12 protein-coding genes and 3 pseudogenes are annotated in these 13,196 nt (G+C 55.9%); 10 read left to right on the forward strand and 5 right to left on the reverse strand.

The genetic code is table 11. The annotated features are described in order from the left end of the window. Positions 1-204 precede the first annotated feature (204 nt). Genes H0Z09_RS12415 through H0Z09_RS12425 form a run of 3 tightly spaced genes read left to right on the forward strand, consistent with a single transcriptional unit; the run spans position 205 to position 2,780 of the window. Positions 205-1,281: a catalase family peroxidase gene (locus H0Z09_RS12415; protein WP_186690877.1), complete on the forward strand. Its 1,077-nt coding sequence runs from the start codon at positions 205-207 to the stop codon at positions 1,279-1,281. After that, entirely contained in the window at positions 1,281-1,838 is a 558-nt protein-coding gene (locus H0Z09_RS12420; protein WP_186690878.1) for a cytochrome b/b6 domain-containing protein, read from the forward strand. The genes H0Z09_RS12415 and H0Z09_RS12420 overlap by 1 nt, the downstream gene beginning before the upstream one ends. After that, positions 1,839-2,780: a LysR family transcriptional regulator gene (locus H0Z09_RS12425; RefSeq protein ID WP_186690879.1), complete on the forward strand. Its 942-nt coding sequence runs from the start codon at positions 1,839-1,841 to the stop codon at positions 2,778-2,780. A 56-nt stretch (positions 2,781-2,836) separates the two neighbouring features. On the opposite strand, the gene H0Z09_RS12430 is transcribed toward H0Z09_RS12425, so the two are convergent. Beyond that, entirely contained in the window at positions 2,837-3,364 is a 528-nt protein-coding gene (locus tag H0Z09_RS12430) for a flavin reductase (RefSeq protein ID WP_186690880.1), read from the reverse strand. Positions 3,365-3,622: 258 nt separating this feature from the next. Between H0Z09_RS12430 and H0Z09_RS12435 the strand changes: the two genes are divergently transcribed. The 6 genes and pseudogenes from H0Z09_RS12435 to H0Z09_RS12455 all read left to right on the forward strand — a co-directional run. Then, the gene (locus H0Z09_RS12435; RefSeq protein WP_186690881.1) at positions 3,623-4,813 is read left to right on the forward strand and encodes an acyl-CoA dehydrogenase family protein; all 1,191 of its coding nucleotides are present in this window, start codon (positions 3,623-3,625) and stop codon (positions 4,811-4,813) included. Positions 4,814-5,137: 324 nt separating this feature from the next. Continuing rightward, the gene (locus H0Z09_RS12440; RefSeq protein ID WP_186690882.1) at positions 5,138-6,763 is read left to right on the forward strand and encodes a methyl-accepting chemotaxis protein; all 1,626 of its coding nucleotides are present in this window, start codon (positions 5,138-5,140) and stop codon (positions 6,761-6,763) included. 285 nt (positions 6,764-7,048) lie between these two features. After that, positions 7,049-7,159, forward strand: a pseudogene (locus H0Z09_RS27305) (transcriptional regulator FeaR); the annotation flags it as partial. Positions 7,160-7,370: 211 nt separating this feature from the next. Beyond that, positions 7,371-8,591 carry a multidrug effflux MFS transporter gene (locus tag H0Z09_RS12445; protein WP_186690883.1) on the forward strand — a complete coding sequence of 407 codons (1,221 nt, stop codon included), beginning with the start codon at positions 7,371-7,373 and terminating at the stop codon, positions 8,589-8,591. Positions 8,592-8,608: 17 nt separating this feature from the next. After that, entirely contained in the window at positions 8,609-9,214 is a 606-nt protein-coding gene (locus H0Z09_RS12450) for a TetR/AcrR family transcriptional regulator (RefSeq protein WP_186690884.1), read from the forward strand. Positions 9,215-9,271: 57 nt separating this feature from the next. Beyond that, positions 9,272-9,743, forward strand: a pseudogene (locus H0Z09_RS12455) (amino acid transporter); the annotation flags it as partial. Between the two features lie 87 nt (positions 9,744-9,830). Here H0Z09_RS12455 and H0Z09_RS12460 read toward each other — a convergent pair. Further along, positions 9,831-9,952, reverse strand: a pseudogene (locus H0Z09_RS12460) (catechol 1,2-dioxygenase); the annotation flags it as partial. 160 nt (positions 9,953-10,112) lie between these two features. Beyond that, positions 10,113-10,478 (reverse strand): hypothetical protein, encoded by a 366-nt coding sequence (locus tag H0Z09_RS27545; RefSeq protein WP_346656791.1) that lies wholly within the window; start codon positions 10,476-10,478, stop codon positions 10,113-10,115. Here H0Z09_RS27545 and H0Z09_RS12470 point away from each other — a divergent pair. Continuing rightward, the gene (locus H0Z09_RS12470; protein ID WP_238340234.1) at positions 10,467-10,799 is read left to right on the forward strand and encodes a WYL domain-containing protein; all 333 of its coding nucleotides are present in this window, start codon (positions 10,467-10,469) and stop codon (positions 10,797-10,799) included. The two genes, H0Z09_RS27545 and H0Z09_RS12470, sit on opposite strands and share 12 nt — an antisense overlap. A 339-nt stretch (positions 10,800-11,138) precedes the next feature. Here the strand turns inward: H0Z09_RS12470 and H0Z09_RS12475 are convergent, their stop codons facing one another. Both H0Z09_RS12475 and H0Z09_RS12480 read right to left on the reverse strand, forming a co-directional pair. Continuing rightward, positions 11,139-12,347: a multidrug effflux MFS transporter gene (locus H0Z09_RS12475; RefSeq protein ID WP_186690885.1), complete on the reverse strand. Its 1,209-nt coding sequence runs from the start codon at positions 12,345-12,347 to the stop codon at positions 11,139-11,141. After that, positions 12,344-13,192 (reverse strand): alpha/beta hydrolase, encoded by an 849-nt coding sequence (locus tag H0Z09_RS12480; RefSeq protein ID WP_186690886.1) that lies wholly within the window; start codon positions 13,190-13,192, stop codon positions 12,344-12,346. Before H0Z09_RS12480 ends, H0Z09_RS12475 begins: the two co-directional genes overlap by 4 nt. Positions 13,193-13,196: the final 4 nt, after the last annotated feature.

The raw sequence follows: 13,196 nt of genomic DNA on the forward strand, positions 1-13,196 counted from the left end.
TGACACACAGGCTATGGCGCAGGGCTTGTCATGCGTTGCCGCTCAAGCAAACCCATTGAGCCCACCGGGATTTTTTCCTGCCGTATCGGCGGTTCAAATCCCTCTGTCTTACACATGACTACTGCTTTGCGCCGGTTAGTGTTGGCGCTATCCATTCGGCAGTTTCAATCCAGCGCTGCCTGACAACGTGCAGCTGAGAATTTTATGCTTAAGAATAACCTTCAGGGTTTATGGAAATATCGAGTGCCGTTGTTGGGCATATTCAGTATCGCGACTGCTCTTGTGCTGGTTTTTGCCTGGGCAGGAGGATTCTTAGGCGCCGGCGTTACCACAAAAGCGTTTCTGGGTGACTCCCTGGATAATTTTCCACCAGGCTATCGACGGGCCCACGGTAAGGGTATGTGTTTCAGTGGGACTTTTCATGCGAGTGGCGCGGCCGTCCCTCTGTCGACCTCACGTATTTTTCTACCGGCCAACATCCCCGCCATCGGGCGTTTTTCAATCGGCACCGTGGACCCGCATGCGGCGGACAATTCGACGGCGACCGTCAGCATGGCACTCATGCTGGTAGGTGACGATAAGTCACAGTGGCGAATGAAGCTCAACAACGAACCCTACTTCGCGACTCGGGATGCCGAAGGTTTCCTGGCGCAGGTCGAAGCCTTTGAATCGGTGGCTGCCACTGGACAACCAGCCCCGGAAAAGGTGGCCGCGTTTTTTCAAAAATATCCAGAGGCTCGCAAGTCTGTAGAGCGAGAGGCGAACGCGACTTGGCCGGCCAGTTTTGCAGGAACCGAATATAATTCCATCAACGCCTTCGTACTTATTGCAGCGGATGGAAAACGTCAACCCGTGCGCTGGTCCATGCGCCCCCATGCGGCGGTAGAGATGTTGAGCAAAGAGGCTCATGCGCAAGCCAGTCATGACTTCCTGTTTGATGAAATAACTCAGCGTGTGGGTGTAGCACCCTTGTACTGGGATCTGGTATTCCAACTGGCCGAGGCAGGAGATCCGGTGAACGACCCTTCTCAACCATGGCCGAGCAACCGCAAGGAGGTAATCGCTGGGACGTTAGAGGTCAACCAGGTGGTAGAGCAAACTCATGGGGCATGTCGTGACATTAACTTTGACCCGACGCTTGTACCTTCAGGAATAGCACTTTCAGACGATCCGGTGCTTGCAGCCCGTGCGGGTATTTACTCCCAGTCCTATAACGCCCGATTACGAGAAATCGGTTTTGGTAAAGCCACTGACGCGGTTGGCAAAAAGGAAATCAAATAATGCATACCCAGCAGAAGCACACCGGTGTGCAAAGTTTCAACTTCGCGTCACGGCTTCTCCATTGGCTCATGGCTGTCCTTATCCTGGCTATGCTATTTATAGGCGTAGGCATGATGTCTTCTCTGAGCCTGCGTCCCTGGCTCATTGATCTTCATAGGCCTCTGGGAATCGCCATTCTTCTTTTGGCTATCCTGCGTCTAGGCAATCGGCTTTTAAGCGCCACGCCGCCATTGCCTGCCAGCGTACCGTACTGGCAGGCAATGGCGGCGCATGTTTCGCATCTATTGCTGTACATGCTGATGCTCTGCCTGCCACTGCTCGGTTGGGCGACGCTCTCTGCCGGAAATTGGCCTGTCACCATGTTCGCGGGCTGGAGCCTTCCACCCATTGTTCCTGTCAGCTCCGCGCTTTACGCTTGGTTTCGGGCCGCACATGGGTTATTCGCCTGGGTTCTGTTTCTGCTCGTGTTAGGACATCTTTGCGCAGCGCTGATACATGCCTGGATATACCGCGACGGCGTCTTTTCCAGCATCACGCGTAAGGCTCGTGGTAAATAAATGACGCACATCAACATGGCCACGATCGATCTGAATCTTCTCAGGACTTTTGTGGCTATTTGGGAACACCGCAGCCTGACAATCGCGGCCGAACGCCTACACCTCAGCCAGCCCGCCGTCAGTCATGCACTGCGTCGACTACGCGATGTGTTTGACGATCCGCTGTTCGTACGAACAGCAACGTCGATGGTGCCGACTGACGCAGCTATCCGCCTGCACGGACCCATTGAACATGCGCTGACTATTATTCAAAGCGCATTAATGATGTTTTCGAACTTTGAACCGAAAACAGCGGATCGTACTTTTCGCATCTCCATGTCGGATATGTCGCAACTTTATGTGCTACCGACGGTGATGGAAGTGCTAGCGCGCGAGGCGCCGAAAGTACGCCTGGATGTGCGTCAAATGCCTATAGAACAACTGGCTATGGCATTGCGCAAAGGTGATGTAGATATCGCGATAGGCTATCTGGTGGAACTTGGTGAAGAATGCATCTACGAACACTTGCTAGACGATGAATTCATTTGTCTGTTGCGCAACGGCCATCCTTTTCAGGAAAATGAATTGAGCGTTCAGGACCTACTCGCCCTGCGCTATGTTGACGTTTCGAGCAATATTACCGGCCATGGCCTAACCGCCGGTGCAGCATTTGGAAAGGCCGGCATTGCGCGCGAAATCGCTCTGAAAGTACCTAACTTTACGATTGCCCCGAAAATCGTTGCCAACACTGATCTGGCATTGATTCTGCCGCGTGCCATTGCCATGCAGCTAAACCGCGACCAGCGCTATCGGCTGCTGAGTCTGCCCATCGAATTGCCATCAATCTCGGTGGGACTTTATTGCCATAGCCGTTTCCTATCGGATGCCGGGATAACCTGGCTGCGCGGGTTAATCATTAGTCTGTTTGCCTCCGGCAGCGATACTGGAGTTCACATAAAATGAGGCGTGCGGGCATTGTTCATAAACCCTGTCACCCGCGAATGGGGAACTGCAATTATTCAGGACGCCGAAGTCTGTACGTTGACGGCTGCAGGCCGCCCCAGACGGTGAAAGTTTCTCCCAAAGTAAATCAGACTCTCCCCCTCTTCACGGACCTGAATTTGGTTAATTTCGACAAATAATACCGAGTGCGATCCGACTTCCTTGATATCTACTATGTTCCCTTCGAGGCTTGCTAGGGCGTCGTTCAACACCGGTAGGCCCGAGGAGCCTGTCCGCCAATCCTGGTCGGCAAAACGTTCAGCAGGCGGCAGGTCGGTCATACCAGCAAACTGTCGCGCAACATCCTCCAGATCACCGGTCAGTATATTTACGCATAACGCCCTGTTGCCCAGCAAAGCCTCATGAATTGAACTATTACGGTTGATGCAAACCAATAATGTCGGGGGCGTATCAGTGACCGAGCAGACCGCACTCGCAGTTAATCCGAAGCGACCATGGGGGCCATCGGTAGTAATGATATTCACCGCCGCAGACAACAATGACAGCGCTTGCCGAAAATGTTGTTTTGATTGCTCGCTAACCATACCTTCACCTTGTAATTATTGACTGGGTGAATCCATGTTGAGACGGATTTTTTATCCGGTCAAATTCGCTTTACTCATACGGGCTATTGACCGCAGGAATAGCCATCGCCCTTAAACGCCCTCCCCTTTAGAGGCGCATGGCACGACAGTTAATTCCCACAGATTATTAAGCTTATTCATATTCCGAATTTGATTCTTTCTTATCAGCCCACGCATCCTGAACATGTATGCAATCACCCTAGCCAGAGAACAATAAACATGAACAGCAAAAACAAGTTCGATGATCGTGACACACGTGAAGGCGCTCCAATCAGCATCAAGGCGATTTCCCTGGATGATGTGATCGCGGAGATTGCCGAGCGTCGCAGCGAGTTTAATCAACGCTCCCATGTCCCTTTAGACATGATCGAAAAAATGAAAGCAGTGGGTATCTTCCGCGCCAGTACTCCCAAATGTTTCGGTGGCGACGCGCTGCCTCCAGCCGAGTTCCTGCGCATCGTAGAGCGGGTTTCCGAAGCCGACGGTTCGGTCGGTTGGGTGACCGCGTTCGGCTCAGCCAACATCTACCTGGCGGCACTCCCCCCGGCAACCCAAGCGTTGATTTATGCCAACGGGCCAGACCAGGTCTATGCTGGCGGCCTTTACCCTCTACAACCCGCCAAAGAGACTGAAAATGGCTGGGAAGTCAGCGGGCACTGGCGGTTCGCTAGTGGGTGCAAAGGTGCCAACTGGATTGGTGTAGGCATCGGTGGCACATCGGCCAACGGTGGAGGACCGACGGCAGGCAAACCGCTGACCGCTGTGTTCCCGGCAAGCGAAGTGCAGATATTCGACAACTGGAATGTTGTCGGAATGCAAGGGACGGGAAGCCATGACCTCAAATTGCACCAAAAGAACATCCAACGCGAGTGGACTTTCGTGCGTGGCAGTGCCTCCACAATTGACGAGCCCCTCTATCATTACCCGTCCGTTTCCTACCAGGCGCAAGTTCACGCCGCCGTTAACCTTGGGCTGGCACGTGCAGCACTGGATTTGGTGATCACAATGTCGGGCAGCACCAAGACTGTTACCGGTGCCCCGCGCTTGGGTGATCGCGCTTATTACCGCAGCGAACTGGGTAAGGCAGAGGCGATGCTGCGAAGCGCCCAGGCGTTTTTCTACGAATCCGCCGAAGCTGTATGGGCCTCGCTCATCGCCGGTAACCCGGTGACCGTGCAGCAGACTAACTTATTGCGCCTCAGCGCCACCCATGCAGCTCATACCGGAGCGGACGTAGTCATGAAGGCTTATCGATTGGCTGGGACTGCAGCCATCTTCAATGACAATCGCCTGCAATGGATCGTACGCGACTCCATGGTAGTGACACAGCATGCTTTCCTCGGCGAAGCGACGTACGACGGCGCTGGCGCGGTGTTCGCCGGCATCGAACCGACCATCCCCTATCCTTGAGCACCATTATGCACAGCATCTTCTGCCACGCTGCCGCAGCCTCTAGAGCTGATTCTGTAAGGGAAATATGCAACCTTGTTAGCGAGTCTCTACCAACTGAACGAAAATCGCGTCCAGGTCGTTTGAGTTGAAGATTGTCGCAATCGGGCTGCATCGAGCCAACATCAGTCGATGTATGCAAATTAGTGAGTGGGCACTATCAGTTTTAATATGCGGGACACAGCTGTTTTCGCTCAAGTGTGTCATCAAGCGACCGATAAAAACTTATGCGCTGGGCCATCCGCCGCTGCTTGCGGGGAGCACATTCCACGCTCTAGGAAAACCATGACAATAAGAACAATGAACATTGCTCCGCGCGCATTTCTGGGGTTCTCCCTGATAGGCGCGCTCATGCTGATTCTCGGCCTCTTCGCCCTGTCTCAGATGAGCAAGATCCGAGCAGCTGGCGACGACATTGCGATAAATGGCGTCCCTAGCTTTCAGACCCTGAATGCTCTCACGGTGACGGGCGTCCGCATGCGGGTTTTGTCGCATCGGCTGTTGACTGATCGCGAACCGAGTATTCAGAACAGGACCATCGAATTACTTGCGGAACAAAACCAACAACTTAACAAGTCGCAGGCAGCATACGCCAAACTGATTTCATCCCCTGTAGAGCAATCCGACTACAACGACTATATGCGGCTGATGGATGAATATCGGAAGATTGAAACGCGCCTTGTTACTCTCAGTCGGGCTGGCGATCTGCAGGAGCTAACGCGCGTGCTGAACGCCGAGTCTGCGGCTAACGCTGAGCAGATAAACGTAGCGTTGGGTAAGCTTACTGATTTCAATAACGCCCAGCTGGCTATCATCAATCAATCCGCTGCTGACCAGTACAGCTCTGCGTTCAACTGGGTTGTCGGCCTTCTCATTATTGCCTCGCTGCTGACCCTGCTGTTTGCTTGGCTGCTGACCAAGAGCATCACCCAACCGATAGCGTTGGCACTTGAAGCGGCTGAAACCATCGCCGAAGGTAATCTGACCCGACCAATAAAGGTTGATGGCACTGACGAAGCGGGCCGGTTGCTGCTAGCCATGCAAAAAATGCAGGAGAAACTGCGCGATACCTTAATGCGTATTTCCGGATCCGCAACACAACTGGCTTCCGCTGCCGAGGAGCTGAACGCAGTTACCGATGAAAGCGCCCGTGGCCTTGCGCAGCAGGACAACGAAATAGAACAAGCCGCGACTGCAGTCAACGAAATGACCAGCGCCGTCGAAGATGTGGCGCGTAACGCAGTGAGCACTTCCGAGGCGTCAAAAAACGCGACGGCGTCAGCAGGCGATGGCCGGGATCTGGTTCACGAAACCGTCAACGCTATCGAACGCATGAGCGGGGATGTACAAAGCACCGCCGATCTGATTGGTAATCTTGCGGAAGAGTCCCGCGACATCGGCAAGGTTCTGGACGTGATTCGTGGCTTGGCGGATCAGACCAACCTGCTGGCGCTGAACGCAGCTATCGAAGCGGCCCGGGCCGGTGAAGCCGGTCGCGGCTTTGCGGTTGTCGCCGATGAAGTACGCGCTTTGGCCCATCGCACCCAACAGTCCACCAGCGAAATTGAACGCATGGTTGGCAGCATTCAAGGAGGAACCCAAAAAGCGGTCAGTTCAATGCGTAACAGCACTGACCGTGCTGAATCTACCCTGAACATCGCGAAAGGCGCAGGCTTGGCGCTGGAAACCATCAACACCGCAGTGATCGAGATCAACGAACGTAACCTGGTCATCGCCGCCGCTGCGGAAGAACAGGCTGCAGTCGCCCGTGAAGTGGACCGCAACTTGGTCAACATCCGGGACCTGTCGACGCAATCTTCCAACGGCGCCGCGCAGACCAGCGCCGCCAGCGGCGAGTTGACCCGCCTGGCGGTTGACCTGAACAGCATGGTGTCGAGGTTTCGCTTGTAAGGGGTATCTGATGCCATCTGTTGGAGCGAGGCTTGCTCACGCGTGCGATGAAGAGGTCTGCCTGATATACCAAGGAGCCTAGTTCGCAGGCAAGTATGGCTCTCACAGAGCTCAATTTGAACCCTGATCCCGCCCACAAAGTTACGGCCATTGGCGCTAAGTGTCCCATTGGCGTGTGAGCCAACCGTGGCGCTGGATAACGGCGCCAGATGGTCCTCTGTGTTGCCTCCAAATTGCACCGACTACAACGAGATTGCCCCCCTCTCCGCTCCCATCGCTGGTGCGGAAGGTGACGGCGTCTGTCGATACCTCCAGCGCTCCAGGCTCGAACGCAGCGTGGTCGATTTGGCCAACCCGTTTCTGCGCACTGAGTCGCTTACCTCGATCGCTTAAAAATGATGTTTCACAGATTCCGCTCATTTCAGCCGCTTCTTGAAAAAACACTTTGAACTGAAGACTAAAACACTTTCGTGCGCATGCCTTGCGCGGAGCGCTGGCGGGTGCTACCTGACCACTAAGAAAATAACGGCTTGACCTTGCCTCTCGGTTCTTGTTAGCTTCACGCCACTCTCCTACCTTCCGGTAGGAAGCCAATCATGAGTTTGTTATGGAAAAGAGTCATTTCGGCAACCCTTCACTGAAGTTTGCCATTGCCTTGGGCGCCATCGCCGCACTGGGGCCCTCAGCCGTCGATATGTATTTGCCAAGCCTGCCCGAAATGGCGGTCGATTATTCGACCAGTGTTGCCAGCATTCAGTTGACGCTCACGGTCTTTTTGTTGGCAATGGGGCTTGGGCAATTACTATTCGGGCCGGTTGTCGACGCCTTGGGCCGTCGACGTCCACTGATAGCAGGCTTGTTGCTGTTCAGTTTGAGTGCGCTGGCTGCAGGAGCGGCACCAACCCTTGAGTGGCTGCTCGTGGCACGATTTGCCCAAGGGATAGGCAGTGCTTTGACGTTGGTAGTCATCATGAGCATGGTGCGTGACGTCACTCAGGGCGTTCAGGCAGCAAAACTTTTTGGCCTGCTGCTGACCATTCAAGGTGTTGCTCCCATCATCGCCCCGGGGTTGGGTGGTTACATTGAGGCGCATTTCGGATGGCGAGCCGTCATGCTGGTACTGGCTGTTCTTGGTGCGCTGGTGGCGGTTAACTCGATAGCTGTTTTGCCTGAAACGTTATCCGTGCAAAAGCGTGAGCCATTGAATATGAGAGGGGCAATCCGCACGTATGTCCGTATCGCAAAAGATAGCCGTTTTCTACGGCCCACCTTAGCGCTGTCATCCGTGTTCTTTTTTCTCTTTGCCTATGTAGGCGGCGCTACATTTGTTTATCAGAATGAATACGGACTGCCTGCTGCCCAGTTCGGTACGCTGTTTGGCGCAACCGGCATCGCGATTCTTATAGGGGCCGTCGTGGCTACCAGACTGGTGGGCAAGTACGGTTTGGCCCGCATGGCAACGGCTGGAGCTTTTTGCATCTTTGCAGGTTCTGTCATGGCCTACGGCGCAGCAGTATCTGGTTCTAGTTTGTACTGGCTGGCCGCCGGTGTCGCGATAGCACTGCTTGGATTGGGGATTGCAGAAACCTCACTGATGACGCTGGTGATGTCTTCGCAAACCACTGCCCTGGGTTCAACGGCTGCATTGCTCGGCGCGTTTCAGCTTGGCATCTCGGCCTTCGCCACACCGTTGACCGGTTGGGCGAGCAGCCATGGCGCCATTGCCTGGTGCGCATTCCTGATAGTCTGCGCCATTATAGTGGGGGCTCTGACTTGGGTCAGTGTGCGCGAAGGCAGGGCCGAGCACATCACCGCGTTAAATCACTGAATTAAAAGGTCATCCCGATGAAAGTGCTGAGCCCTTCGGCAAGCAGAATCTGTGATATCGCTCTGGTGCATTTCGCTGAACGGGGATACGACGCGTCGTCGCTCAATGAAATCGCTGTCGTGGCGGGTATGCGCAAGCCCTCGTTATACGCGCACTTCAAGAGCAAGGATGATCTGTTCAACGCCGTGCTGAATCTGGCGCTGGCGACGGAGAGGCACTATATCGAAGAGATGTTCGCAAGCGTCCCGTCGAATGATTACGAGCCCGGCAAGCTGTACACGGACAATCTTTCAAACCGCTACGAGTCTTCCGCTGCTCTGCGTTTCCTGCTGCGTACGGCATTCTTTCCGCCTTCGGAGCTGAAGGCATCGGTTACGACGGGCTTTGAAGCCTATCTTGATCTCTTGCGTGAACGTTTTGGAGCAGGCCTTGAGAACAGGTATTCAGCACTGTCGGCGAACGAGATTTCGATGTTCCAAGATGCTTATATCGGTGTTATCGACAGCCTTCATGTCGAGTTGATTTACTGTAGTGAAGGCACTTACCGTCGACGTCTTGCCGCTTTATGGCGCATTCTTGGTGAATCTCTGTCTCTGGCTGTGGGGAAAGGGGCACATGGATAACTCAATCATTTAAACTGTGCAAAACTATTGCTCCTTTGCCGCCTCCCGTACGGGCTTAGTCCTTTTGTAAAAGTTTTCCTCGTCGCAGGCTTTCCCGCAGCAGCCGAAATCGTTAATTTCGTGTTCCTGACATCCGCCCCGTCGTTCGCAAACAGTGGCGTATTCTCATCCAGCCGTATGCTGTTCGAAGTGGCAAATCAGGAAATGTTCCGGCCGTTTTCGGCGACTGCGGGGCAATAGTGTGCCTCTACTAAGGCTGATCTCCACGACACTATTAATGCTGGTGGGTATGCTCGTGCTGCTCATCGTTGCCGAAGTCATGACGGCATTCACTATCGTTTCCACTGTCAGCGATATTGATGATCTTCACATGGTCGACCATTCTCGCGTCTTACTTCGCCTATCAAAAAAGCGTCTGAGCTTTACGCAAAATCAGCCTATGCCGGGCGGCGTCACAATCGGAGAGCTCTCACTGGCTTTTATCGGCTTCGTTCTCTGCCTGCAGGCCTTGAGGACTGACACCCGCGTTGTTCGCCCTTGCGGCGTAGTGGTCAAATATAGACTGACCGACACAACGCAATCCCAAACGCTCCTATCCGTTCATGTTTTATCGCGATCAATCTTCAAGAGCACGAACGCGTTGCATGCGCGTCTGCTCTACCGGCGCAGCGGCTACCTGCAGTTCAAAGTCAAATCAATCTGCGCACAGCGCCCTTGCACGCCCAACTCCTGCGCCAGCTGTCCACTGCAGTCGCCGGCGTTGTATCCCTCGACACACTGGATTTCACCAATCGATGCGGTGTAAATACCCTGATTGTTAGTGTTCAACACCGCTCGCACATTCTGGATTGTGCTCGCTGCCAGGCTCATGCTGCCATCGCTCTGGATCGAGCCGGAGCTATTGACGATGCTGGTGGCCAACGCGCCCAAGCTGTCGCGGTCGATACTCAGATTGCCCCAGGCTATAGATACTCGCGTAGCGGTTGTTCAATGAATCAACCCGCAGCCCCATATCGCCGCCGCTGAAGATCAGGCCATGGTCGTTGAGCAGCGCGCCTGTGGTTGCAGTGAGCTTTTGCGCGCTGCCAAGGGTGCCGTAGTTGTTAATGCCCGCAGCGTTCACCGTCATATCGGCGGCTGAAGTGAGGCGACCATAGTTGGTCAGAACACCGTCCACGTTGACGCGCTGGCCAAAATCAATGCCGTGTTGCCTCTGGATATGCGTCACACCTTTGACGACGAAACGTTCTACGTGGGCGCCCACTCCAACCTTTCCACTTCAATCGACCTGAGTGAAGTCCGATTCGCATTGCGCGACCAGCGCAAACTGCTGATCACCTTGTCGATATCCCACGCACCTGCAGATAAACAAATTATCTGGCCGATCATGCTGGGCTTCATAGACGCAAAGCGCTTCCTGTCGGCGTGGTGTGAAGCGGACAACCGGTTCCGCGTGATAGCGATGGATGACATCGCAAAACTGGAAGTGCTTGCCGAGCGCTACAGTCGTAACCGACGCCAGCTTATCAAGGAATGGCGAGCTCATGAGGTGTTGCCTTGTAACGGCTCTGGCAAGGAGTGCTGATCGGAGGAATAAACGACGGCCTTATGGAGAGGCCCATGTAGACGATTCTGGAGGTACCCAGGGGGAACGCGACAGCGGCTGCCTGAATAAAGAGAAGCAGCAATGGAGCCGGAAATTGAGCAAGCATTACGAATGCAAGTTGCTGCGGCTGCTGGACGTCCGACCCCGAGTCCATGAGCAGGGTCTGTTGGCGACCCTGAGAGTCTTTAGGCGTCGTAGGGCAGGCTGTTCATCTGATCATCTTTGTCTTTCCACAAACCATGGAGATCCATTCACTTCCAGTGGATTGCTACATTGGGGGCACATCCGAGGGCATGCTGATGAGACCTTCAGCCAGCGCTACTGAAACGGCGCACAGGCCTTATCCTGTGCGGTGGCTCCACCCCGCAGGGTGAACCCATAAGCTACCAGGCAACCCAGGCCGCAACACCCCACGACCAAGCACATGGGCCACGCCGTGCCGTCGGCCAGGTGGCTGACCCACAGACTGGCCAGTGCGGCGGTCGCAAATTGCACCGAGATGCCCAGCGCAACGCTCGCCCCGGCCTGACGTGGAAACAGCGCCATCAGGCTGGCGGTGCAATTGGCCCCGAGCAAGCCGGTAACGCCCATGTAAATCACCAGGCAACACACGATGCTTGTCAGTCCGCCCCACTCGGTCATCCCCACGCCGATCAGCGCCGCCCCTGCCCCTGCCGCCAGCACCGCGCCTACGCCCAGCATGCGTTGCGGCCCGTAGCGGCCCACCCAGCGCGCATTGATGAACGTCACCAGAATGATGCCGAGGATGTTCAGGGCGAATAATCCACTGTAGAGCCGCGGCGACACGTCAAAGTACACGACGTACACAAAAGGCGAAGCGGTGATAAAGGCAAATACGCCGCCGAACGCCATCGACATGCACAGGATCAGCGCCACGGCCCTGGGCTCTCGGACAATGGTCAGATAGGCCTCGAAAGACGCTCTCACCGACGTGCCCCGCTGATGCACCGGCAGGCTTTCCTTCAAGCCCAGCGCCACCATCAACAGGCACAGGCTGGAAAGGATGAACAACGTGGCGAAGATCGTACGCCAACCCTGGATCAGCACCAGCCAGGTGCCGATCATCGGCGCGAGCAATGTCGCCATCATGGTCAGCATGTGCATCCACGACAGTACCTTGGCCGCCTGCGCCAAGCCCACCAGATCCCTGGCGACGGTCCGGGCCAGCACCACGGCCCCAGCGCCGCCCAGTGCCTGGACAAAGCGCCAGGCGATCAGTTGCTCGACGCTGCCGGCAAACAGACAACCCAGGGTCGCCACTACGTACAGGGTGAGAGCGCCCAGCAACAGCGGACGCCGACCATAACGGTCGGACAGCGGGCCGTAGACCAACATGCCCAGGCACAGCCCGCAAAGAAAGGCGCTGATGGTGAGTTGTACCTGTGCGGCGCTGGTCGACAGGTCTTCGGCGATTTGCGGAAGGCTGGGCAAGTAGGTGTCGATTGAGAACGGCACGAACGCCGTCAGCGATGACAGCAATACAATCAGCCGCGCCTGGGCATTCATCGGCCCGGCGTCGCGAGGTTCTCAAGAAACTCGATGACCAGCCGGTTGAAGACCTCGCCTTGGTCGTCGTGCACATAGTGACTGGCGTCCGCGACTTCGGCGGTGCGCACCAGGGCATTACAGTCGCGCATCGCTTGCAGCGTCGCCGCCGGCAGAAAATCCGAGCGCGCACCGCGGATGAACAGGGTCGGGCAATCCAGGGCTCGCACCGCCGGCCACAGGTCAGTCGGTTCGATGCTCAGGCGCGCCTCGGCGATGCCTTGCTGATCGTGGCGCCAACGGATCGCGCCCTCGCTCTCTTTCATCGAATGCGCCAGGCGTGACGCCAGGCCCTGCTCCGACAAGCCCGGGCGTGCCGCCTGCCAGAAAGCGCGGGCGGCTTGCCAGTCGTCGAACCGCAGTGGGGTCTGGTTCATCTCGCGGCGGATGCGCGCCGCACCGTCGCCCTGGCTCGAAGACCCAGGCCCGATGTCTTCGATGATCAGGCCAATCAAGCGGCCAGGAGCCTGCCGTGCGTATTCGAGGGCATTGGCGCCGCCCAGTGAATGCCCCAGCAACACGAAGCGCTGTAAGCCGGCATGGGCGACGAAATCCTGCAGGTCCTCCACATAAGATTGCGTGTGATAGCTCGCGGCCGGGGCCCAGTCACTCAGCCCGCGACCGCGCTGGTCGAGGGCGTAGATGCAATAACCACCCCCCAACGCCTCGACCAGCGACTCCCAGGTCTGCGCATAAGCACGCAAACCATGCAGCAGCACCAGCGGCACGCCGCTCGGGTCGCCCCAGCGTAGAAAATGCAAACGCAAGCCGGCGCGATTGGTGAAAAAGCGGCTGTCTGGGGACATGATT

It is taken from the genome of Pseudomonas sp. SWRI18 (genome assembly GCF_014268345.1).
Classification (GTDB): domain Bacteria; phylum Pseudomonadota; class Gammaproteobacteria; order Pseudomonadales; family Pseudomonadaceae; genus Aquipseudomonas; species Aquipseudomonas cedrina.